The sequence below is a fragment of the Micromonospora sp. HK10 genome (assembly GCF_000982955.1).
In the GTDB taxonomy this organism is placed as follows: Bacteria; Actinomycetota; Actinomycetes; order Mycobacteriales; family Micromonosporaceae; genus Micromonospora.
This window is the reverse complement of sequence record NZ_KQ058701.1, coordinates 22,159-44,215: the sequence shown is the minus strand read 5'-3', so window position 1 is coordinate 44,215 and position 22,057 is coordinate 22,159. Positions and strand designations below refer to the sequence as shown.

19 protein-coding genes are annotated in these 22,057 nt (G+C 75.5%); 8 read left to right on the top strand and 11 right to left on the bottom strand.

Annotated features, from left to right (window positions below; translation table 11 throughout):
* The first annotated feature begins 26 nt into the window (after positions 1-26).
* The 7 genes from LQ51_RS05285 (at position 27) to LQ51_RS33270 (ending at position 3,655) form a co-directional block, all read left to right on the top strand.
* Positions 27-1,223, top strand: a complete 1,197-nt coding sequence (locus tag LQ51_RS05285; RefSeq protein WP_046563554.1) for a helix-turn-helix domain-containing protein — start codon at positions 27-29, stop codon at positions 1,221-1,223.
* A 397-nt stretch (positions 1,224-1,620) separates the two neighbouring features.
* On the top strand, positions 1,621-1,773 hold the full coding sequence (locus tag LQ51_RS05275) for a hypothetical protein (protein WP_231605389.1): 153 nt from the start codon (positions 1,621-1,623) through the stop codon (positions 1,771-1,773).
* Positions 1,770-1,943 (top strand): hypothetical protein, encoded by a 174-nt coding sequence (locus tag LQ51_RS33275; RefSeq protein ID WP_197087533.1) that lies wholly within the window; start codon positions 1,770-1,772, stop codon positions 1,941-1,943. The genes LQ51_RS05275 and LQ51_RS33275 overlap by 4 nt, the downstream gene beginning before the upstream one ends.
* 223 nt (positions 1,944-2,166) lie before the next feature.
* Positions 2,167-2,667 carry a hypothetical protein gene (locus tag LQ51_RS05270; RefSeq protein WP_156312976.1) on the top strand — a complete coding sequence of 167 codons (501 nt, stop codon included), beginning with the start codon at positions 2,167-2,169 and terminating at the stop codon, positions 2,665-2,667.
* Positions 2,668-2,772: 105 nt separating this feature from the next.
* Positions 2,773-3,252 carry a DUF2975 domain-containing protein gene (locus LQ51_RS05265; protein ID WP_046563521.1) on the top strand — a complete coding sequence of 160 codons (480 nt, stop codon included), beginning with the start codon at positions 2,773-2,775 and terminating at the stop codon, positions 3,250-3,252.
* Complete coding sequence (locus LQ51_RS05260; RefSeq protein ID WP_046563520.1) at positions 3,252-3,485, top strand: helix-turn-helix domain-containing protein; 234 nt, start codon at positions 3,252-3,254, stop codon at positions 3,483-3,485. Before LQ51_RS05265 ends, LQ51_RS05260 begins: the two co-directional genes overlap by 1 nt.
* Positions 3,482-3,655: a hypothetical protein gene (locus LQ51_RS33270; RefSeq protein ID WP_197087532.1), complete on the top strand. Its 174-nt coding sequence runs from the start codon at positions 3,482-3,484 to the stop codon at positions 3,653-3,655. The genes LQ51_RS05260 and LQ51_RS33270 overlap by 4 nt, the downstream gene beginning before the upstream one ends.
* A 7-nt stretch (positions 3,656-3,662) precedes the next feature.
* Here LQ51_RS33270 and LQ51_RS05255 read toward each other — a convergent pair whose 3' ends face one another.
* The 11 genes from LQ51_RS05255 to LQ51_RS05205 all read right to left on the bottom strand — a co-directional run bounded on the left by LQ51_RS05255 (position 3,663) and on the right by LQ51_RS05205 (position 20,963).
* The gene (locus LQ51_RS05255; RefSeq protein ID WP_046563519.1) at positions 3,663-4,874 is read right to left on the bottom strand and encodes a 2-oxo acid dehydrogenase subunit E2; all 1,212 of its coding nucleotides are present in this window, start codon (positions 4,872-4,874) and stop codon (positions 3,663-3,665) included.
* Entirely contained in the window at positions 4,867-5,880 is a 1,014-nt protein-coding gene (locus LQ51_RS05250; RefSeq protein WP_046563518.1) for an alpha-ketoacid dehydrogenase subunit beta, read from the bottom strand. The genes LQ51_RS05255 and LQ51_RS05250 overlap by 8 nt, the downstream gene beginning before the upstream one ends.
* The gene (locus LQ51_RS05245; RefSeq protein WP_046563517.1) at positions 5,873-6,808 is read right to left on the bottom strand and encodes a thiamine pyrophosphate-dependent dehydrogenase E1 component subunit alpha; all 936 of its coding nucleotides are present in this window, start codon (positions 6,806-6,808) and stop codon (positions 5,873-5,875) included. Before LQ51_RS05245 ends, LQ51_RS05250 begins: the two co-directional genes overlap by 8 nt.
* A complete protein-coding gene (locus LQ51_RS05240; protein WP_046563516.1) occupies positions 6,805-7,053 on the bottom strand; it encodes an acyl carrier protein in 249 nt (82 codons plus the stop codon). Before LQ51_RS05240 ends, LQ51_RS05245 begins: the two co-directional genes overlap by 4 nt.
* Complete coding sequence (locus LQ51_RS05235; RefSeq protein ID WP_052744756.1) at positions 7,046-8,932, bottom strand: HAD-IIIC family phosphatase; 1,887 nt, start codon at positions 8,930-8,932, stop codon at positions 7,046-7,048. Before LQ51_RS05235 ends, LQ51_RS05240 begins: the two co-directional genes overlap by 8 nt.
* 61 nt (positions 8,933-8,993) lie before the next feature.
* The gene (locus tag LQ51_RS05230) at positions 8,994-10,034 is read right to left on the bottom strand and encodes a 3-oxoacyl-ACP synthase III family protein (protein WP_052744755.1); all 1,041 of its coding nucleotides are present in this window, start codon (positions 10,032-10,034) and stop codon (positions 8,994-8,996) included.
* A complete protein-coding gene (locus LQ51_RS05225; RefSeq protein ID WP_046563515.1) occupies positions 10,031-11,620 on the bottom strand; it encodes a hypothetical protein in 1,590 nt (529 codons plus the stop codon). The genes LQ51_RS05230 and LQ51_RS05225 overlap by 4 nt, the downstream gene beginning before the upstream one ends.
* Before the next feature lie 73 nt (positions 11,621-11,693).
* Positions 11,694-11,924 (bottom strand): acyl carrier protein, encoded by a 231-nt coding sequence (locus LQ51_RS05220; protein ID WP_046563514.1) that lies wholly within the window; start codon positions 11,922-11,924, stop codon positions 11,694-11,696.
* A complete protein-coding gene (locus LQ51_RS05215; protein ID WP_046563513.1) occupies positions 11,921-13,306 on the bottom strand; it encodes an MFS transporter in 1,386 nt (461 codons plus the stop codon). Before LQ51_RS05215 ends, LQ51_RS05220 begins: the two co-directional genes overlap by 4 nt.
* A gap of 11 nt (positions 13,307-13,317) precedes the next feature.
* Complete coding sequence (locus LQ51_RS05210; RefSeq protein WP_046563512.1) at positions 13,318-20,178, bottom strand: condensation domain-containing protein; 6,861 nt, start codon at positions 20,176-20,178, stop codon at positions 13,318-13,320.
* A complete protein-coding gene (locus LQ51_RS05205) occupies positions 20,175-20,963 on the bottom strand; it encodes a thioesterase II family protein (protein WP_046563511.1) in 789 nt (262 codons plus the stop codon). The genes LQ51_RS05210 and LQ51_RS05205 overlap by 4 nt, the downstream gene beginning before the upstream one ends.
* Before the next feature lie 251 nt (positions 20,964-21,214).
* Here LQ51_RS05205 and LQ51_RS05200 point away from each other — a divergent pair, with 251 nt between their 5' ends.
* On the top strand, positions 21,215-22,006 hold the full coding sequence (locus tag LQ51_RS05200) for a class I SAM-dependent methyltransferase (protein ID WP_046563510.1): 792 nt from the start codon (positions 21,215-21,217) through the stop codon (positions 22,004-22,006).
* Positions 22,007-22,057 lie beyond the last annotated feature (51 nt).

The following is a 22,057-nucleotide window of genomic DNA, read 5'->3' as shown; positions in this document are numbered from 1 at the left end:
TCGGATCCTTCAGCTTGGAGCGGCGTATGGCTTCATTCGTCGACCTGCGCTTCGGCCTAGCTCTGCGTGGGTTTCGGGAGCGACGGGGTCTGTCGCTTCGGGCGCTCGGGCAGCTCACCCATCGGAGCAAGAGTCACTTGCACGAGCTGGAGACGGGGGTTAAGGCTCCGACCGCCGATACCGCGCGCCACCTGGATCGGGTTCTCGATGCCGGAGGCGTGCTCGCCGGCATGGTCGATGCGCCGATCGACCATGCTGCTGAGGCCGGCGAGCTGCGCGCGAGGGTCATGGCCAGCGACGTCGGTAAGGATGTGCTCGACCGTATCGAGCGGGGCGTGGATGATCTGGCCAGCGCCTATCCGACGACGGCCCCGGCTGATCTCCTGCCGCTGGTGCGGCGGCATCTGGCATATGTGGGCCGGCTGCTGGATGGGCGCGTCACGCTTGCGCAGCAACGCCGGCTGCTGGTCGCCGGCGGGTGGCTCGCGGTGCTGCGGGCCACCGTGCACATTGACCTGAGACAGCGGGCTGCGGCTGCTGCCCATCTGCGGGCTGCTCATGACCTCGCCGAGCACGCGGAGCATGCGGAGATCCGGGGATGGTGCCTGGAGACCCGTGCCTGGGACGTGCTGACCCAGGGCGACTACCGGGCAGCGCTCGACCTTTCCCGACAGGCCCAACGGATCGCCCCGCAAGGCAGCTCCGCCTATATCCAGGCAACTGCTCAGGAGGCGCGCGCCTGGGCGCGGATGGGTGACGTGGGTGAGACCAGACGAGCGTTGGACCGCGTGGAGAGGCTGACGGCCAACCTGCCGGTTCCGGAGCGTGCCGAGCACCACTATCGCTACGACCCGGCCAAGGCTGCCGCGTACACGGCCACGACCCTGTCGTGGGCGGGTGACCCGGGCGCCGAGCAGGTGGCGAGGGCGGTGCTGGCCGACCTGGACCCCGACGGCGATGGAGGTGCACGGCCTCGCCGCTCTGCGTCGGCCCGTCTCGACCTCGGTCTTGCTCTGGTTGCCTCCGGGCAGCCGGACGAGGCGGTCGCTCTCGGGTCGGAGGCTGTCGTGTCCGGGCGGGTGGTGCCGTCGAACTGGTGGCGAGCGACGGAGCTGCTGGCGAAGGTCGAGCAGGCCGGGGTGCCGGAGGCGGCGGCCTTACGTGAACTGTGCGCCGAGTACGCCCCCCGACGCCGGCCATCAGCGGACAGCACAACTGGTTAGCGGACGGTCACCGTCTGGATCGACGACGTTTGTGGCGCGACTCTGGTCCTCACTGCATCGGAGCGCGGACACGGCACATCGGCCGGTGACCTGCGCTCCCCCACAGGGAGGAGCCGGACGTGACGGTGACTGTCGGACTTCTGGGATGGATCACCGGCCGGTGCCTCCCGTCGACGCGGCCTCTGCCAGGCGTCGGGCAGCGCGTCCAAGCCGCGGAGCGGGAAGCGGCGCGGCAGCGGCTCCTGGATGAGGCGCGAGGCACGGAGCACCACCCGACGGCGGACGGTGAGCCGCTCGACCTCGACCGCGATCCGCTCGTGGGACGTGACGAGTGACCGCCCACGGGCCGGTGCTGCCGATCTGGAGTTGCGGTGGCTGTGGCGCACCGTGGCCGTGCGTGACCCGACGCCGGGAACTGCGAGCAGAGTTCGAGGACGCCCCGGTGTCTCTCTCCCTCTACATGGGGGCGCAGCTTGTCCGCGCTACCGCCGACCTGACCTGGGCGCCCGCCGGCACGCTGCATCGGCGCTTCCTCGGCTGGACCCGGTGAGCATCCTCCGGCCAGGTGACGAGAAGTTTCACTACGGCGACGGCTCCCACAAGTGGATCCCACCGGACCCGGACTACGACCAGGAGGTCTGGGACGAACAGGTCCGCCAGCACAAGCAGGGCCACCTCAGGAACGAGCACCCGAAGGTCCGCATCCAGCGCCTGGTGTGATGCCAGCAGCACAGCAGCGAAGCGCGGCAACCGTGCCAGCCCAACCAGGCCGAGAAGGCCGGCAGCAGGCCGTTTGACCTCGCATCAACCCCGTTCCGACCTGCTCGCCGAGAGTTCACACCGACGCGGTCGGTTTCCGGCACGTCATCTCCCCTTGGCAACTAGAGGCGCCACACCGAGCGCTGGGGCTGGCTAGCCGACGAGGCCACGGCATGATCACGTGGTGATTTCCTGGCCTACCTGGGGCGAGTGGCTGGCAACTCTGCCGCCCGATGTCCGGGATTCTGCTGTATCACTCGCAACGAGGTTCAAGCAGCTTGGAGCCCAAGACCCGGAGGAATGGGCTAGGTCGGAGATCAGCGAGAACATTCCGCAGCTGGCTCGGTTCATGGTTCTGCGCGCTCTGTGGCGGGAGGCGATATCTCCCTGGATGGATGCCAGCGCCCTGAGCGACATTGCGGCCGCCCAGCGGCTGATTGACGCAGGCGCGGATCCCCACGATGTGCTGCTGGTCGCACGAGCTGGAGCGTACGAGGCGATCGTCGCCGCAGTTGGCGTTCTTGACGAGGGCGGGGACCCGAACGCGCGCGAGAGCGACCCCGGCTGGCACCTGATCGAGACGGACGCGGAGTGCAACCCGACGGGCCGCGAGATCGGAGGGCTCCATGAATCTCTGGAGGAGACCGACCCGTCCGGCAACGAGGATGCCGACCTGTGGGAGTGACATGCCCGGTGGCATGCCGGCGATGAGGGCTCCGGGCCGTCGCTGGGCCGTCTGGCTTCCGCCGTACCGATTGACAATCGATAGGAAGCTCGCGATAGTCGGTATGTGTTTATCGAGCGTCGAGCGGTAGCCCCGCTCAGAATCTTCCTCGTCCTGCTCTTCGGGGTGCTGGTCGTGTTCCAGACCCTCTCGCTGCCCGGGCAGTTCGCGCACATGGCGAAGGAGGACCCGGACATGGCTTACCTGCGCTGGCCGGCGACCGCCGTGTCGGTGTTCTGGGTGCTCTGCGTGCAGGTGGTGATCGTGGCCACCTGGCGACTGCTCACCATGGTCAAGAACGACCGCATCTTCAGCGACGCCGCCCTGGTCTGGGTCGACGCGATCGTCTGGGCCGTCGCCGCCGCGTGGGTGGTGCTGGTGGGCGTCTTCCTCTACGTCGGGTTCCATGCCCACGACCCGGGACTGCCACTGCTGCTGTTCCTGCTGGTCGTCGGGGTCGCCGTGCTGGGCCTGCTGATGGTGGTGATGCGGGCGCTGCTGCGCCAGGCCACCACGCTGCGCACCGACATGGAGGCGGTGATCTGATGCCCATCGTCGTCCGCATCGACGTCGAGCTGGCCAAACGCAAGATGAGTGTCGGCGAGTTCGCCGAGCGGGTCGGGCTCACCCCCGCCAACGTCGCGGTGCTCAAGAACGGTCGGGCCAAGGCCGTCCGGTTCAGCACCCTGGAGGCCATCTGCCGGGTGCTCGACTGCCAGCCCGGGGACCTGCTCGAGTGGGTCGACGACGGGCACCACCCGGAGAAGGAGACCCCATGACGTACGTCCTCGCCGCCGTCGGTCTGCTCGCCGTGGCGCTCGGCGCCGCCGGCTTCGTCTACGGGGAGGCCGACGACTCGCCGGGCCTCCAGTTGCTCAGCGCCGTACTCATCATCGGGGTGGTCGCCGCCGGCGTCCGCATCGTCCGCCGCGGACGCCGGCAGCGGTGACCCCGGTTCACTCCCCGGCGAGCCGGTCCGGTGCCTCCAGCGCCGCCTTCACCGCCTGGAGGAAGGCGACCGCCTCCCGGCCGTTGACCACCCGGTGGTCGTAGGCCGCGCTGACGTTGACGTACCGGCGGGCGACCACCTGACCGGCGGCGTCGAAGGCCAGCTCGTCCTGGGTGCCGCCGAGCGCCACCACGCAGGTCTGCCCGGGAAAGACGATCGGCCCGGCGAGCACCACGTCCGGGTCGGTGTGCAGCGACACCACGATCGTCCCGCCGGTCAGCTCGCCGGCCCGGAAGCCCTCCGCGCCGGCCCGGGTGCGGAGGTCCATCAGCGTCTCGGCGACCTCCGCGCAGGTCAGCTCCTCGACGTCGCGGATCACCGGGATGAACAGCCCGGTGCCGACGTCGATGGTGACCCCGACGTGGGCCGCCTCGGCCAGCCGTACCGTGTTGCCGTCGGCGGGGGAGGCGAACAGCAACGGATGCTCCTCGCGCAGCCCGCCGACCGCCTTGACCAGCAGCTCCGGCAGCCCCACGAGGGTGCGGGTGGCGCGGGTGAGCCGGCGGGCCACCGCCAGGGCCGCGTCCACCCGCACCTTGATTACGGCGAGCGCGGCCGGCACCTCGCGGTGGGACTCGGTGACCACCGCGGCGACCGCCCGCTGCGAGCGGGGCAGCGGGTGCACCGGCCGGGGGTCGTCCGGCCGCGGCGCGTCGCCGGCGGCGAGTGCCGCCGCGGCCACCACCACGGCCGGCTCCGGGGTGGTCGCCCGGTCGGCCAGCAGCCGTTCCACGTCGGTGCGGCGCAGCACGGACCGGCCCAGCGCCCGCAGCTCCGCGTCGGTGACGCCGTGCGCGGCCGCGAGATCCCGGGCCGAGTCGGTGAGCACCGGCCCGGACCCACCGTCGCCGTCGGCGGCGGCCGGCGCGGCGGGGGTGGCCGGCGCGGCGGGGGTGGCCCGGGCCAGCCAGCGCTGCCGGGCCTCCTCGTCGTCGAAGACGTGCCCGATGACCTGCCCGGGGGCGCACTCCTGCTGGACCGCGACCAGCCGGTGCAGCACCCCGCCGTGCTCGCAGGCCAGTTCCTCGGCGGCCTTGGAGGTCTCCACCTCGGCGACCGGGTCACCGGCGGCGACCTTTCCGCCGTCGTCGACCAGCCAGTCGGTCAGCACGTACGACGTGTCGTTGTTGTTGAGTTTCGGCACGATCAGGTCACGCACCGGTGACCACCTCCTTCACGGCCCGGTGGATGTCCGCGTCCTGCACCAGCACGGTGCGTTCCAGGTGCGCGGCGGTCGGGATGACCTGGTCGGCGGAGTGCACCAGCCGCACCGGCGCCCGCAGCGCCTTCCACCGCCGGGTGTGCACCGCCTGGGCCAGCTCGGCGCCCCAGGTGCCGCCGGCCGTGCTCTCCTCGGCCACCACCATCCGGCCGGCCCGGGCGACCGCCGGCAGCAGCCCGTCGACGTCCAGCGGCCAGAGCCGGGACGGCACCAGCACCTGGCAGACGATGTCGTCGCGCAGCAGTAGCTCCCGGGCCACCGCGACGGCCCGGACGGCCAGCCCGCCGGGCACCACCAGGACGCAGTCGCACTGCTCGGGGTCGTCCACCCAGACCCGGGCCACGTCGCCGTCCGCGCCGACCAGGTCGTAGCGGAACAGCTCGTCGACCACGCCGTCGGCGTACATCCGGTTGGTGTAGAGGACCTTGTCCTCGAAGAACAGCCCCGGCCGCCCCGAGCCGAGCAGCCCGGCGAGCACCGCCCGGTTGTCGTGGAACGGCGACATCTCGCACAGGGTGAGCCCCGGGATGCCGACGAAGTGTTTCTGCAGGCTCTGGCTGTGCGTCGGCCCGTAGCCGCGGTTGCCGCCGGTGGGGCAGCGCACCACCAGCCGCATCGGCACCGCACGCCCGTACATGGCGGTGGACTTGCTGGCGAAGTTGAGGATCTGGTCGAAGGCCAGCGCCACGAAGTCGCTGAACATGATCTCGACGATGGCGCGCTGCCCGGCCAGCGCCAGCCCGCCGGCCACCCCGACGATGCCGCCCTCGCTCAGCGGGGTGGACAGCACCCGCTCCGGCCAGCGGGTGGACAGCCCCCGGGTCACCTTGAACGCCCCGCCGTACGGGTCGACCAGGTCCTCACCGAGCAGGTACAGCCCGGGGTCGTCGGCCAGCAGCGCGTGCAGCGCCTGGTTGAGGTTCTCCACCACCCGCTCAGCCACGCCCGGCCTCCTCCCACCGGCTCGCCGGCCGCCCGGCGACCTCCCGGACCACCTCGGCGACGTGCCGCCGCTGCCGCTCGTCGTGCGCGGCGAACTGCTCCGGGTACGCCCGCGCGTACCGGGCGTACCAGTCCTGCGCGCGGGCGTACCCGATCTCCTCCGGGCGGCGGGTGTCGTCGCCCTTGCTGTGCGGCCCGACCCGGTGGGTGCGCAGCTCCACCACCGCGGGCGTGCCCCGCTCGCGGACCCGGCGCAGCACCGGGGCCAGCGCGGCCCGGACCGTGTTGGTGTCGGTCGAGGTGACCAGGGTGTGCGCCACGCCGAAGGCGCGGGCCCGACCGGCCAGGTCGCCGGCGAGCTGGGCGCTGGTCGGGGTGGACTGGGCGATGCCGTTGTGCTCCACCACCAGCAGCAGCGGCAGCCGCCACAGCGCGGCCATGTTCAACCCCTCGTAGACCGCGCCCTCGCCCCAGGTGCCGTCGCCGAGGTGGACCAGCGCCAGGTGCCCCGGCTCGGCCCGCCGGAGGTGCAGCGCCACCCCGGCGGCCACCGGGACGCTCTCGCCCTGCACCCCGGTGGACAGGTAGCGGTCGCGCAGGATGTGCTGGCTGCCGCCGACCCCGCGGCAGACCGCGCCCTGCCGGCCCATCACCTCCGCGAGCAGGCCGTGCGGGTCGCCGAACCGGGCCAGGTAGTGCCCGTGTCCGCGGTGGTTGCTGAACACGTGGTCGCCGTCGGCGAGCAGCGGGCGCAGCGCCACCGGGACGTACTCCTGCCCGAGGCAGGTGTGCGTGGTGCCGTGCAGCTCACCCCGGCCGAACATGTCCAGCAGCGCCAGCTCGAAGTGCCGGATGAGCAGCAGCAGGTCCAGGTCGTCGTCGGCGAGGCGGGACGGGGCCGGCGGGGCGGCGGTCACCGCGGCGGTCACCGGGACACCCCGTCGGGTGCGGCGGCGACGAGCGCGACCAGCCCGGCCACGTCGGTCACCGCCAGGTACTCGCGCAGGTCCAGCCGGACGTCGAGGTCGTCCTCGAGCACGGTGAGCAGCCGCAACGCCTCCAGGCTGGTCCAGTTGGCCAGCGCGTCGAAGCGCACCTCGGGCGTGACCTGCCCGGCCGGTACGTCGGCGACCTGCGCGACGAGGTCCGCGACGGTGGCGAACAGCTCAGGCACGAACGTCTCCCTTCTCCTCCAGGGCGATCCACGCCGGCAGCAGCCGGGGCGGCGGGTGCAGCGGCAGCGCGTACCGGGTGGCGCCGTCCGCCTCGGCGGCGACGGTGAACCCGGCGGCCGGCCAGACCGCGCCGCCGGGCTTGTTGCGGGCGGTCGGCCGGAACAGCGCCTCCAACCCGGTGGCGCCCGCGTCCCGGGCCAGCTCGGCGACCCGGTGCAGCACCGCCTGCTCGATCCCGCGGGCGAACACCCGGCAGCTGAGCACGAAGTTCTCCACCACCCAGCGGTCCGGGTCGCCGCGGTCCAGCCACACCCCGCCGACCAGACCCTCGTCACCGAACCGGTCGGCCACCTCGACGGTGAGCACCAGGTGGCCCGGGTCGACGGCGCGCTGCCGGGTCTGCGCCTCGGTGTGTGCCCGGTCGGTCATGGTGAACTGGTTGGTCCGCAGCCCCAGCTGGGCCAGCCGGGGCAGGCTCAGCTCGTCCACCGGGCGCACCACCACCCGCAACTTCAACTCGTGCAGGTAGTCCTCGGCGGAGGCGAAGGCGGCGGCGAAGCGCTGCCGGCCGGCCCGGGCCCGGTACAGCGCCGTGCGCTCCCGGTCGGTGGCGCCGGTGGCCAGCACGGTGAAGTGCCCCTCGTCGAGCAGCCGGCGGGAGAAGCCGGCCGGGTCGCCGGCCAGCTCCACCACCCGTACGGTGGGCAGCTCCCGCCGGACCAGCTCGCACTCGAACGGGCTGTCGTCGGCGAAGACCACGCTCTCCAGCCCCAGGTTCAGCGTGCCGGCGAGCTGGCGCAGGTTCTCGTCCTTGCGACCCCAGTTCACCGCCTGCGCCACGAAGTCGTCGGCGCGCAGCAGCAGGTCGGGATGCTGGTCGAACGCCTCGGCCACCACGTCGGGGTCGTTCTTGCTGCACACGGTGAGCAGCACGCCCTGCCGGCGCAGCGCCAGCGCCCGGCGCTGCACGTCCCGGTGGCAGTTGCCCGGATAGTCGGTGCCGAGGGCGATGCCGGCCAGCCCGTCGTCGCCGAGCACCCCGGCCCAGAGGGTGTTGTCCAGGTCCAGGGCGAGCACCTTGGCCGCCCTGCCGAGCACCGCGCGGCAGAAGGTGGCCGCCTCGTGGGCGTACCGGCGCTCCACCCCGGGCGTCCAGGCCATGCTGGCGTACCGGTAGAGGCGCTCGTCGCGGACCGGCCCGTCGTGGTCCACCAGCACCGTCTCCAGGTCCAGCGTGTACGCCCCGTCCCGCTCGCCCAGCTCCAGCAGCCGCCCGTTCAGCTCCCGCCAGATCCGGCCCAACTCGGCCCGGCCGCGGAAGCTGACCAGGCTGCGGTGCTCCACCGGGGACAGCGGCACGGTGTGCAGCAGCAGCGCCCCGTCACTGCGGGCGCTGTGGCCGGCGACCGCCGCGGCCAGCACGTCGGCCCGGTCGGCCAGGGTGTCCCGCAGGCCGGCCAGGTCGCCCGGGTCCCACTCGGCGGGCAGGAACCACCCGTCGTGCAGCAGGCAGAGCGTCACGTCGGGGCGGAACCCGGCCAGCGCGGAACGCGGATCGCTGAGGTCGAGCAGGAGCTGGTCGAAGCCGGAGACGTGCAGCTGCGGGGCGATCCCGATGCGCAGCAGCGCCAGCCGCAGCAGCGGCTCGACGGTGCCGGGGGTGAAGGTGCCGGTGACCGCGACCCGCAGCGGACGCAGCGGGACGTCCGGGGTGGCCAGCTTCTCCGCCGGCACGTCGGCCAGCAGCCGCCCGGCCGTGGCGAGGGTGGTCACCGGCGCGTCGTCCAGGTGGACCAGCGCGGCTGCCAGCTCCGGGTCGGGGGCCGCGTCCGGGCGGCGCAGCCGGCGGATCCGGAGGAGCGCCTCCTCGACTCTCATCGTGTCGTCCTTCCTCCCCCCGGGCCGGGGGCGGTTCGTCGGTGGGGATGGCGTGCGGGGGTCAGACCCGCAGCAGGGTGCAGACCCAGTGCATGCCGCTGCCGGTGCTGGTCAGCGCCACCAGGTCACCGGCGGTCAGGTCGCCGTGTTCGAGGTGGTGCTCCAGGCCGATGAGCTGGTCGGCGCAGCCGACGTGGCCGTGGTCCAGGGCCAGGTCCACGTTGGTGCGGTCCAGCTCGACGCCGAGGTCCTTGGCCAGCTCGGCGAACTGCCGGGCGTTGTCGTGGAAGTGCACGAACCGGCGTACCTCGGCCGGGGTGACGCCGGCCCGGGCGCACGCGGCGGCCACCACCCGCCGGTTGCGGTCCCGGATGGCGGCCACGAACCGGAACATCCGCCGCACGTCGCCGGCGAAGAACTCGTTGAGCCGTTCCGCCGGGTCGCCGACGCGCGGGGTGCCGGCGTCCGGGCCGAACGGGGCGGCCGCCCCGCCGACGGGCATCCGCATGAACCCGGCGTACCGGCCGTCGCTGATCGTCTCGGTGGCCAGCCAGCGGCACCGGTCGTGGTCGCGGACCAGCACGGCGGCGGCCGCACCGTCGGAGAAGACGCTGGTGTTGATCTCCATCCGGTTCCAGTACGGCTCGCAGACCCGGTTGGCGCCGATCAGCAGCGCGGTCCGGTAGCCGGGGTGGGTGGCGAACCGGCCGGCCACCGTGTCGAAGCCGGCCACCCCGCCGCCGCACGCCTGGTTGAGCAGCACCGCCTCGGCGTCGTGCGCGCCGAGCCGGGCCTGGGTGTGCGCGGCCGCGTCCCAGTAGAGGTGTTCCACCAGGTCGGGCACGGCCAGCACGACCAGGTCCAGGTCGGCGGCGGCCAGCCCGGCCCGGTCCAGCGCGGTGCCGCCGGCCACCACCGCCAGGTCGGTCACCCCGATCCCGTCGGCGGCCCGGTGGAAGGTCCGGTACTCCCAGGAACGCACCCGGTCCAGGTCGGTGGTGTAGCTCGGCGCGGCCACCGCCACGTCGACCGGCTCGCCGAGCACGTGGGCGAGCGCGGCCACCCCGAGCGCGACCGGCGGAGCGTCCGCCCGGGCGCTCACTCGAGCGCTCCGGCCGGCTCGGCGGCGACCGGGCCGGCGGCGTCGACCCGGACGGCCCGGACCGGCACGGGCGTGCCGCCGAGCCCGTCCAGGCTGGACAGGAACCGCGCGGCGGTGCCGTTGCGGCCGGTGTCGGTCCAGCGCACCCGCACCTCGCCCGCGCCGGCGGCGGCCGCCCGGTCGGCCAGCTCGCGCAGCACCGCGGCCTCGACGCCCTTGCCGAGCACCGGGCAGGAGAGCGAGAAGAGGTCCACCGTCCAGCGGTCGCCGTCCGGGCGTACCGCCACCAGGCCGCCGGTGCCGTAGTCGCCGAGCCGGTCGCGGACCTCGACGGCGAGCAGGTCGCCGGCCCGTCCGGCGAGCACCCCCGCCGGCGGGGCCGGGCAGAGCGCGAAGTCGTGCGCCCGGGCCACCAGCTCGGCGACCGGCGGCACGTCGTCGGCGGTGACCGGCCGATACGCCACCCGGACGTCCAGGCTGGACACGAAGTCGTCGAGGGAGAGGCCGGCCGGCGGGTCCGCCGACGCGGCCGCCGTGGCGACGGTGGCACCGCCGGTCCAGCGGCGGTCGGGGAGCCGGTCGGTGAGCCGGGCGGCCCGCAGCGCGTCCGCCCAGCCCGCCGGGTCCGCCCCGAGCCGCACCGTCGCCCCCGGCACGCCAGGGCCGGCGTCCGGCGCGGCCGTGACCAGGACGAGTTGGGCCGGGGCGAGGTCCAGTTCGGCGGCGATCTCGGCGAGCTGCGCGGGCAGCGGCCGGGCGTCGGTGGCCCAGCCGTCCAGCACCGGCAGCAGCTCCGGGCAGCCCTCCGCCGACCACCAGCCCGGGCCGCCGGCCCGCAGCGTCACCGCCAGCCCGGCGGCCCGCAGCTCGCGCAGGACCGGCAGCAGGGCGGCCGGGTCGGCCAGCGCGTCGCCGTCGAGCACCAGCGCCCGCGGGGCCGCACCGTACCAGCGGCGCACCAGCCCGGCCGTGGTCGCGCCGAGCGCCGCGAACACCTCCTCGGTGTACGGGATCTTGGCGAACCGGAACAGCGCCGGGTGGTACGCGTGCCGGGCGCCCACCGCCCGGACCGCCTCCTCGGCGTCGACCAGCAGCACCCCCGGGTCGGCGGCCAGCCGGTCGCGCAGCCGTTCCCGGGCCGCGGTGGCGGCGGCGGTCACCCCGTCGGCGTCGACGGCGTCGCCGTAGCCACACGGGCGGTCCTCGGGGATCGCCGGCAGCACGTACACCAGCAGGGCGCCCTGCCGGCGCGCGGCGGCGACCGCCGCGTCGGCACCGGCCAGCAGCTCCTCGACCCAGCCGGCGCCGGCCGGGCCGGCCTCCTCCAGCCGCTGCGCGACCAGCAGCACGTCGGGGCGGACGGTGGCCGGGAAGCCGTCCCCGGCCAGGCACTGCTGGACCACCTGGTTGAACGGTCCGACGTCGACGGTGGCCGGCAGCCCGGCGTCGTGCAGCGCCAGGCCCAGGTACGGCACCAACGGGTCCACCGTGTAGCTGGCCAGCAGACCGATCCGCAGCACCGGCGCCCGGTCCGTGCGGCACACGGCCTGCCAGCGCGACCGCAGCGCGAACAGCTCCGCACTCATGCCGGCACCTCGCGCCGCTCGGCACCGGTACGAGGCACCGCGCCGCACCGATGACTCGCTCGCTGACGCTCGCTCATGCCGGCACCGTGCCCTTGGCCCGCAGCACGTCGCGCAACGCGCCGACGCTGCGCACGTCGCGGATCTCCTCGAAGGCGAAGGAGAGCCCGTAGACCTCCTCCAGGGTGACCACCAGCTGCAGGTGCCGCAGGCTGGTCCAGGTGGGGATGGTCTCCGGCCCGGACTCGTCGGTCACCTCCGCCGGGTCGACCTCCAGCACCCCGGCCACCACCTCGGCGAGCCTCACTTCGCCACCACCGCGCGGTCGTCGGTCAGCTCGTCGGTGCCGGTCGGCGCGGGCAGCGGGGCCGGGCCGGGCTCGGGCTCGTCGTGGTCGGGCAGGTCGACCTCCATCCGGCGGATGCTCGGCGAGAGCCAGCCCGCCGCCGCCACGCCGATGCCGAGCACGCCGACGATGACGAAGATCAGTCCCATTCCGGCGCCCGGCCCGTCGCCGACCAGCCAGCCGAAGAGCGGCACACCCGGCCCGCCCTCGCGCATCATCGGCTCGAACCAGCGGTCCGCGGCGATGCCGGCCAGCGCGGTGCCGCCCGGGTACGCCAGGTCCTCGATGAACTGCCGGGCCGCGAAGACCCGGCCCTGAGCCGACGGCTCGACCTTCTCCTGCCAGACCGACTGGGCGTACCCGTCGATGAACGGGATGGACAGGTGCAGGAAGAGCAGCGCCACCGACCAGACGATGATCGAGTCACCGACGCCGTAGACGATCCGGCCCAGCACGCTGAACACGAGGATGGCCAGCAGCATCCGGCGGATCTTGTGCCGGGTGTTCGGCAGCAGCCCGAGCAGGGCGGCGCCCGCCACGCCGCCGACCGCGCCGATGGTCTGCACCAGGCCGACCGCGTTGGTGCTGCTGTCCGTACGGGCCAGGATCTGCGGCACGAGCAGGGCGAAGCCGACCGCGGCCAGCACGTTGATGGCGAACATGATCGCCTCCAGCCCGGTGAATGCCCGGCTGGCCAGGATGTAGCGGAAGCCGTGCACGGTGTCGGACCAGAAGCCGCCGTCGTCGTGCGCGGCCCGGGGCACCGGCGGCAGCTGGACCAGCAGCACCGCGCCGATGGCCACCACGTAGGAGAGCGCGTCGATCAGCAGGATGACCTTGATGTCGAGGACTCCGAGCAGGGCCGCCGCGAAGCCGGGCGCGAAGATCACCGGGATGGTCCGGACCGCGAACATCATGGCGTTGGCCCGCGGGTACTGGCCCTTCTCCATCATCACCGTGATGGTCGCCTGGTACGCCGGCAGCTGGAACGCCAGGAACGCGCCGGTGACCAGGTTGACCAGGTAGAGGTGCCAGACCTGCACCGAGTCGGTGAGGAAGAGCAGCAGCAGCGCGCCGGTGGTGACGGCCGAACCGATGTCGCTGAGCACCACGGTCAGCCGGCGGCTCCACCGGTCGACCAGGGCGCCGGCGATCGGGCTGAAGACGACAGTCGCGCCGAACGCGAACGCCATCAGCAGGGTCAGGTCGAAGGCCCGGCCGGTGACGTCCCACACCCAGATGCTCAGGGCGAAGTTCGTCATCCGGGTGCCCAGCGCCGACAGCAACTGGCCGAACCAGATCGTGGTGAACCCGGCGAACCGGGACGGGCGTCGGAACGCCATGGGGAGTCCTCCTACTGACGTGGCGGTTGCCCGTGGTCCCCGACCAGGCGCAGCAGGCTGGTCCGGATGCCGTCGAGCAGGTCATCTGCGGTTTCCGGCCGGAAGGCCGGGGTGGCGTAGCTGAGGTCGAGGCGCAACCCGTCGCCGGTGAGCGCGCCGGTGACGTCGAACGGGAACGGCCAGTGACCGTCGGGGTCCTCGGTCGGCCCGAACGGCGCCGGGCAGACGTCGAGGAGCTGGCTGCCGGGGGACACGTCGTCGAAGCCGAAGCCGCCCATGTAGTTGACCGCGATGGCCGGGGGCCGGATCGCCGCCAGCTGCCCGCGTACCCGCTCGTCGGGGCAGAGGTGCCGCAGCAGCCCGTACCCGATGCCGTTGTCCGGCACCCGGCCGAGCTGGCGGATCACCGCGCGCAGCGAGCGGGTCGCCGGCCCGGCGGCGGGCAGCTCCAGCCGCAGCGGGTAGAGCACCTGGAACCAGCCGGCGGTGCGGGTGGTGTCGACGTCGTCGAAGAGCGGCTCCCGGCCGTGGCCGGTGGTGGCCACGGTGACCGGGCCGCCGGTGCGCGCCCCCACGGTGCCCGCCACCGCCCACACCAGCAGGTCCCGCACGCCGGTGCGCAGCCGCCGGGCGGCGGCGTGCAGCCCACGGGTGGCCGCCGCGTCGAGGGTGACCGAGGCCAGCCCCAGCTCGCCGAGGCGGTACGGCCCGTCGTCCGGGACGTCGGCGAGCCCGGCCAGGCCGGCGTCCCCGGTCTGGGCCAGCCAGAACGGCAGCTGCTCACGCAGCCGCGCCGAGCCGGCGTACCCGGCCAGCCGTTGCGCCCAGGCCCGGTAGGAGGTGGTCTTGGCCGGCAGCACCGGCGCCTCCCCGCGTTCGAGTTGGCCGCAGAGGGTCTCCAGGTCGGCCAGGAGCAGCCCCCGGGAGACCGCGTCGACGACCAGGTGGTGAGCCACGATCAGCAACCGGTCGGGCAGCTCAGGGCCGAGCCGCAGGTGCGCCACCCGGGCCAGCGGACCGGCGGTCAGGTCCAGCCCGGTCTGCTCGGCGGCGCACCGGGCCTCGGCCGCCGCCTCCCGTTCCGCCAGCGGCAGCCCGGTGAGGTCGTGGCTGGTGAACGGCACCGCGTCGGCGGGGTCGGCGTGGTGCTGCCGCCAGCTCCCGTCGGCCTGCCGGGTCAGCCGCAGCCGCAGCGCGTCGTGCTGGGCCACCAGCCGGCGGACCGCTTCGCGGAGCAGGTCGGCGGGGAGCGGGCGGGCGAGCCGCAGGTAGTAGGGGTGATTGAACAGCGCCGGCCGGCCCATGGTGGGCGCGATCAGGTCGGTGAACCAGCGCTGCGCCCCGGTCAGCGGTGCCGCGCCGGTCACCTCGCCCTGCTCGGCGTCGACGGTGGTCGCCGCGCCGAGGCTCGCGGCCAGCTCGGCGTCGACGGTGGTCGCCGCGCCGAGGCTCGCGGCCAGCTCGGCGACCGTGGGATGCCGCACGAGCTGACGCGGGGTGACGGTGATGCCGGCCTCGGCGCAGCGGGCCACCAGCTGCATGGCCAGCAGCGAGTCGCCACCGGCGGCGAAGAAGTCGTCGTGGATGCCCAGCCCGCCGGCGCGCAGCAGGTCGGACCAGATCGCCACGAGCTGCCGTTCCCGCTCGGTGCGCGGCGCGGCGGCGGCCCGCTCGGCGCGCCGCCGGTAACCGTCGGCCACCGCGGCCCGGATCGCGGCGGCGTCGGCCAGCTCGACGGCCACCTCGGCGAGCAGGCCCGGGTCGACCGGTGTGCCGTCGCCGGCCGGCGAGTTCGCGCGGGCCGACCTGCCAGGGGCTGCTGGTTCACCGGGCGGGCGGTCCAGCAGCCAGAGCCCGCGCAGCACGGCCGCCGGCCCGTCCTCCGGGTCGAACGGCACCGCGAGCGGGCCCGCCGGGACCGGCTCGGACGCCGGGTGCAGCAGCAGGGTGCCCGGCGCGGCGGTCGGTGCCGGGTCGGCGCCGACCAGCCCGGCGGCGACCAGGGCGGCCAGCTCGGGGGCCTGCGGCGCGGTGGTGAGCAGGACCCGGCGCCCGGCCCGGGCCTGCGCCGCGAGCACGGCGGCCAGCTCCGCCTGCCGCGGCGCCGGCCCGGCCGGTACGACCAGCCGATCGACCGCCGGGTGCCGCAGCGCCCGCCGCACCAGCAGGGTGCCGAGCACCGCCGACAGCTCCGGCGAGCACCCGTCCGCACCGGACGGCTCCGGCACGCGGTAGCGGTGCGCCCAGGCCGGAACCGGGACCACGTCCACCCCGGACGCCGGGCAGCCCGCCCGCAGCCCGGCGGTGAGGTCGGCGAGCACGCCGGCCCACGGCGCACCGGCGTACCGGGGTGTGGCCGGGCAGACCAGCAGCGTCAGCGGCGCCGCCGACCAGCCCCGGTAGGCGGCCAGGGCGGACACCAGCTCGGCCCGGTAGGCGCGCAGCGCGCGCACCGCCGCGCCCAGCGGCCCGCCGGGAATCCGGTCCTCCCAGCGCAGCAGCAGCGCGTTGCGGTCGGTGGCCGCGCCGGCCAGGCCGGCCGCCGGGTCGCGCAGCAGCCGCAGCAGCGCCCCGGCGGGCAGCGGCCGCACGGCGTACGGCACGCCGAGCAGCTCGGACCAGAACCGTACGGTCGGGGCCAGCTCGGCCGCCTCGACGGTGCCGCCCACCACCAGCCGGGGCGCCGGGCGGGCCGCCGAACGGGTCGGCGCGGCGGCGGCCGGGCCGGCGATCGGGGCGTCGGGGCGGCGCAGCCCGTCATCGAGCACCCGGCCGAGCGCGCCGAGCAGCCGGCCCATCCGCTCCGGCGTGAACAGGTCGGCGCTGTACGCCAGGTCGGCGTGCAGCTCCCCGTCCTGCCAGGTGAGGCTGAGGAACAGGTCGAAGTCGACGCCGACGCTCGGCACGTCCACCGGGGCGGCGGCCAGGCCGGCGAACTCGGGCAGCTCGTCCGCGCCGTCGATGACGTTGAGCACGCACTGGAACAGCGGGTGGTACGCGGTCTGCCGGGGCAGCCGCAGCGCCTCCACCACGGTGGCGAAGGGCACCCCCTGATGCCGGTACGCCTCCCGCGCGCTGCGGTACGCCCGCCCGACGAGCTGCCGGAAGGTGGGCCGGCCGGCCACGTCGACCCGTAGCGGCAGCAGGTCGGCGAAGCAGCCGACCAGGCCGGCCAGCTCGGCCCGGTCCCGGCCGGCGGTGGGCACCCCGAGGACCAGGTCCGGCTGGCCGCTCTCGGCGTGCAGCAGCGCGGCGAAGCCGGCCAGCAGCACGGCGAACGGGGTGACCCCCTCGGCGCGGGCCAGCTCGCGCACCGCCGCGCCGACCCCGGCGGGCAGCCGCTGCGACCGGTAACCGGCCACGTCGGAGCGTTCCTCGCCACGGGGGTGGTCGGTGGGCAGCGCCAGCAGCGGCGGCGCGTCGCGCAGCCGCTCCCGCCAGTACGCCAGGTGCGGCTCGACGGCCGTCGAGGCCAGCCAGTCGCGCTGGTGCCGGGCGTAGTCGGTGAACTGCACGGGCAGCGGCGGCAGCTCGCCGCCGGCGCCGGTGGTGTGGTGGCCGTACCGGGCGGCGAGGTCGGCCAGCACGATGCTCCACGAGGTGTTGTCGCAGACGATGTGGTGCATGCCGAGCAGCAGCTGGTGCCGCTGCGGCGCGAGCCGGACCAGCCGGGCGAGCAGCAGCGGGCCGGCGGCCAGGTGGTAGCGGTGGGCGGCGTGCGCGGTGACCGCGCGCCGCAGCGCCCGGGCCTGCCGGCCGTCGGGCAGCGCGGTCAGGTCCAGGGGCTCCTGCCAGGGGTCGAGGTGCGCGTGCCGCACCGGCTCGGGCTCGCCGCCCCGGTCCCGGAAGGTGGTCCGCAGCACCTCGTGCCGGTCGACCACGTCGGCCAGGGCCCGGCGCAGCGCGTCGACGTCGAGGTCGCCGCGCAGCTCGACGGCGGCGGTGGTGTTGTGCCGGACCACGTCGTCGCCGAGCTGGTCGAGGGCCCAGAGCCGGACCTGCGCCGAGGAGGCCACGGCGGGCGTGCCGGGTGGCGCCGCCGTGATCGGCGCGTGCTCGGCGGGCCGCGCCGCGTCGCCGTCGAGCACGGTGGCGAGCTGGGCCACGGTCGGGTGGGTGAAGAGGGTGTAGAGCGACACCTCCCGGCCGAACTCGGCCTGCACCTGGGACAGCAGGTGGGTGGCGAGCAGCGAGTGCCCGCCCAGGGCGAAGAAGTCGCTGGTGACGCCGATCTGCTCGGCCCCGAGGGCGGCCGCCCAGAGCCCGGCCAGCCGCCGCTCGGTGGGGGTGCGCGGGGCGACCAGCTCCGCGCCGGCCGGCTCGCCGGCGGCGGCCGGCCGGCACCGCTCGGCCACCGCGGCCGGGCTGTCCAACTCGGTGGCCAGGTACGCCGCCCGTTCCGCCCCGATCGGGGTGACCAGGCCGTCAGCCGCCTCCCGTCCGGCACCCGGATCGTCCGCACCCCGACCGTCGGCAGCCGGACCGTCGGCACCCGGACCGTCCGCCCCCGGACCGTCCGCCCCCGGACCGTCGGCACCCGGACCGTCCGCGCCCGGACCGCCGGCCCCCGCGCCGCCCCGCCCGGCCGCCGGAGCGCCGGTGCCGGCGGCGACCGTGGGTAGCGGCGGGTCCAGCGGCCAGACGTGGGCCAGGTACCGCCGCAGCTCGTCCCACCCGGCCGGCACGGTCAGCGCCAGCAGCCGCGGGTACGCGGCGCGCAGCCGCGCGACGGTGGCCGGGTCCGGGTCGAGCAGCACGGCCCGGGCCGGGTCGGTGTCGGCGAGCGCGGCGGCGTACCCGCCGGGCGGGCAGGCCCGCACCTCGTGCCCGACCAGCGCCCCGGCGATCCGGTCCACCGGCAGCCGAGTGGCGTCGGCCAGCACCAGCCGGCGCGGCTGGCCGGCGGCCCGGCGCAGTTCGCGGACCACCACCGTGCCGAGCGCGGCGAAGTACTCGGCGGTGTACGGCACGTGGCCCAGCTCGTCGGCGCGGACGTCGCACACCTCGCCGACCGGGTACCGGCCGGCCTGGTCGGCGGCCCAGACCGCGTGCACGCCGGGGGTGCCTGCGGCCAGCGCCGACAGCCGGTCGTCGAGGCGGCCGGCGAGCGCCCGGGCCCGCGCGTCGGCGAAGGCCGGTGAGGCCGGGCAGACCACCAGCAGCAGCGGTGCCGCGGTGCGCGCCCGGTACGCCCGCACCGCCGCGGTCAGGTCGTCCATGGCCGCGTCGAGCGCCGCCTCGTCGGGCCCGTCCTGCCGGCGCAGCCAGTCCTCCCAGCGCAGCAGGCCGACCGTGGCGGCCGCGGCCGGACCGGCGAGCAGGTGCGCCACCAGCTGGCCGTAGCCGACCAGCTCGACGTCGGCGGGCGTGCGCAGGACGTCCAGCCAGAAACGCACCGGGTCGCGCAGCGGGTCGACGGTGAAGGTGGCGGCCAGCGCGATCCGGTGCCGGCGCAGCCCGGGCAGCTCGGAGAGCGGCCGGTCCGGGGCGGCGGCCATCGCGGCCAGCAGCTCGGGCAGCCGGCCGACCGTGCCGGCCACCGTCTCGTCCAGGTACAGGTCGGCGTTGAAGTCGACCGCGCCGTCGATCCGGTCGGCGTGCCGGGTGAGGCTGACGAACAGGTCGAAGTCGGTGAGCCCGTTCTCCGCCGCGTACGGGGTGAAGACCGCGCCCGCCGCCCGCCGGTCGGCCGCGTCACCGTCGGTCATCGTCGCCATCACCTGGAACAGCGGGTTGACGCTCGGGTCCCGGGGCGGCCGCACCTCCTCCACCACCCGCGCGTACGGCGCCTCCTGGTGGGCGTACGCGTCGCTGACCGTGCGGTGCACCCGGCGCACCAGGTCCCGCACGGTGGGGTCGCCGGTGGCGTCGACCCGCAGCACCAGCATGTTGGCGAAGCAGCCGATCAGCGCCTCCAGTTCGGTGCCGGAGCGGCCGGCCGCCGGCATGCCGAGCAGCAGGTCGTCCTGGCCGGTGGCCTGGCGCAGCAGGGCGGCCAGCCCGGCCAGGGCGACCGCGTTGACGGTCGCGCCGGCCCGGCGGGCCAGCCCGTCGAGGGCGGCGAGCGTCGAGCCGTCCACGGTGAACGGCAGGCTGCGCCCCCGGTGGGTCTGCACCGGCGGGCGGGGACGGTCCGGCGGCAGGGTGGAGCGGGCCGGGGCGTCGGCCAGCCGCTCCCGCCAGTGCGCCAGGTGGGCGGCGAGGGCCGCCTCCCCGTCCGGCCGCCGCCGCGCGGCCACGTGGTCGACGAACCGCACCGGCAGCGCCGGCACCCGGGCCGGTTCGCCGCCGGCGAACTCGCCGTACCAGCGGACCAGCTCGTCCCGGAACAGCCCGACCGACCAGGCGTCGAAGACGATGTGGTGGACGGTGACCAGCAGCAGGTGCTCGTCGTCGGCGAGGGCGAGCAGCCGGGCCGCGAGCAGGGGGCCGGCGGTCAGGTCGAAGCGGACGGCGGCGTGCGCCACGGTTTCCCGCCCGGCCGCCTCCCGGCGGTCCGGCTCGGGCAGCGCGCGCAGGTCCACCACCGGCAGCGGCACCTCCAGGGCGTCCCGGACCCGCTGGGTGACCGTCCCGTCCGCCGCGGTGAAGACCACCCGCAGCGCGTCGTGCCGAGCCACCACCGCGTTGACCGCCCGGTGCAGCGCCGCCACGTCCAGCCGGCCGGTGATCCGCTCGGCGAACGGCACGTTGTAGACCGGCGTGCCGGGGTCCAGCCGGTCGAGGAACCACAGCTGCTCCTGGGTGGCCGACAGCGGCCGGGGCGCCCCCGGGTCGGCCCGGCGCCCGCGCGCCCGCCGCAGCCGCAGGGCCAGCAGCTCCCGCTGCTCCGGCGTGAGATCGGCGAGGTCCGGATGCAGGTTCTGGGTCATCGGGTGGCCCCTTCGGCGTACGCGTGGGCGGCCCGGTCGGGCGCGGGTCCGCCGGCCAGCAGGCGGTGCAGCGGGGGAGGGGAGTCGTGCAGGTAGAGGTGACCGCCGGGGACGACGGTGTGGGTGAAGCCGGCGCTGGTACAGGCGGCCCAGCCGGCCACCGCCGCCGGCGCGACGAGCGGGTCGTCGGCCGCCGCGACGGCGTCCACCGGTAGCGGCAGCGCCGGCACCCGCGCCGGCCGGTAGCCGGCGACCACCGCCAGGTCGGCCCGGACGGTGGGCAGGATCAGCGCGAGCAGGGCGGGGTCGGCGAGCAGTTCGTCGGGCACCCCGCCCAGCTCCCGGAGCCAGGCGGTGAGCCCGGCGTCGTCGCGGGTGTGCGCCGCGCCGGCCCGGGCCGAGCGCTGTGGCGGCAGCGCCGCGGACACCACCAGCCGCTCCGGCGCCGGGCCACCCCGGTCGACCAGCCGGCGGGCCACCTCGTAGCCGATCAGGGCGCCCATGCTGTGCCCGAAGATCGCGTACGGCGGCCGGATCCGGTCGGCGATCGCCGCCACCAGCGGCGCGGCCAGCGCGTCCATGGTGGTCACCGGCGGCTCGGCGAGCCGGCGCTCGCGGCCGGGCAACTGCGCGGTCCACAGCTCCACGTCCGGGCCGAGGAGGGCCGCCCACGGCCGGAACGCGCCGCCGCCCGCCCCCGCGTAGGGCAGGCAGACCAGGCGCAGCCGGGCGCTCGGGCGGGCCGCCGCGCAGCTGATCCAGGCGGCGTCGGTGCTCGGTGGCATGGGTACCCCGTTCCTGCTCCGACGGCGACGAGGCGTGGTGTCGCCGACGCCGCAGACGCTAGGAACGGCCCGTGAGGGCGGTCTTAGCGCCGGATGAGGGTTGCCTGCGGTGCGGCTTCGGCCCGGCTGCGGGCGGGCGGCCACCAGCCGACACCGCCGCCGGATGCCACCGGGACGCCGGGGACGGTGCGAGGCTGGACGCCGGGCGCGGCCGCCGTGCCGTCGCCGGCGACCAGCGCAGTGGAGGTGCCATGGCCGAGCCGCCGACCGGGGTGCCGTCGGGCAGCGCGCAGGCCCACGGCCGCCGCGCCAACCGGCGCAGCTATCACGACGGCGCGCAGGTCAACGGGTACGTCGAGGACCCGTACCACCGGGTCCGCCGGGCGGTCGCGGCCCGGCTGGTGCGCGCCGGGGTGGGTGGCGGCGGACCGGTGCTGGAGCTGGGCTGCGGCCCGCGCGGCATGCTGGACCCGGCGCGGCTGCCCGGCCCGTTGGTGCTGGCCGACATGGCGGAGACCGCGCTTGGCGCGGCCCGGCGGGCCGCCGCCGGGCGGGCGCTGCCGGTCTGCCTGGACGCCACCCGGGGCCTGCCGTTCCGCGCGGGCAGCTTCGCCGGGCTGCTCACCGGTGAGCTGATCGAGCACGTCTACGATCCGGTGGCCCTGCTCCGCGAGTGCCACCGGGTGCTGGTCCCGGGCGGGCTGCTGGTGCTCACCACCCCCAACCTGGCCACCGTCCAGGACCGGCTGGCCTTCCTGGCCGGCCGCGCGCCGCGCCAGGTGGACCCGCTGCACCCCTACCTGTGGCTGCACATCCGCCCGTTCACCGCGTCGCTGCTGCGCCGGGTGCTGCGCCGGGTCGGCTTCGAGCCGGTGGCGATCCGCTCCAACCACGTCGGCTGGCGGCTGCCCGGCGGGCGCTGGGTCACCTCCCGGCTGCTGGCCCGGGTCGCGCCCGGGCTCGGCGGGTCGCTGATCTGCGCGGCCCGCCGGCTGCCCGGCCCGCCGTCACCGGCCGTGCCGAAGCGACCGAACAGCGCGTGATGGTGATATTGACAAAGGGCTATCATGGGGATTCCGTCGTCGACCGGGGGA

What these genes read in the sequence shown, in the direction of transcription:
- LQ51_RS33270 (WP_197087532.1), top strand. Translation starts at nt 3,482, where the DNA reads ATGACGTACGTCCTCGCCGCCGTCGGTCTGCTCGCCGTGGCGCTCGGC.
- LQ51_RS05235 (WP_052744756.1), bottom strand. Translation starts at nt 8,932, where the DNA reads ATGAGAGTCGAGGAGGCGCTCCTCCGGATCCGCCGGCTGCGCCGCCCG.
- LQ51_RS05225 (WP_046563515.1), bottom strand. Translation starts at nt 11,620, where the DNA reads ATGAGTGCGGAGCTGTTCGCGCTGCGGTCGCGCTGGCAGGCCGTGTGC.
- LQ51_RS05210 (WP_046563512.1), bottom strand. Translation starts at nt 20,178, where the DNA reads ATGACCCAGAACCTGCATCCGGACCTCGCCGATCTCACGCCGGAGCAG.
- LQ51_RS05200 (WP_046563510.1), top strand. Translation starts at nt 21,215, where the DNA reads ATGGCCGAGCCGCCGACCGGGGTGCCGTCGGGCAGCGCGCAGGCCCAC.
- LQ51_RS05205 (WP_046563511.1), bottom strand. Translation starts at nt 20,963, where the DNA reads ATGCCACCGAGCACCGACGCCGCCTGGATCAGCTGCGCGGCGGCCCGC.
- LQ51_RS05260 (WP_046563520.1), top strand. Translation starts at nt 3,252, where the DNA reads ATGCCCATCGTCGTCCGCATCGACGTCGAGCTGGCCAAACGCAAGATG.
- LQ51_RS05215 (WP_046563513.1), bottom strand. Translation starts at nt 13,306, where the DNA reads ATGGCGTTCCGACGCCCGTCCCGGTTCGCCGGGTTCACCACGATCTGG.
- LQ51_RS05285 (WP_046563554.1), top strand. Translation starts at nt 27, where the DNA reads ATGGCTTCATTCGTCGACCTGCGCTTCGGCCTAGCTCTGCGTGGGTTT.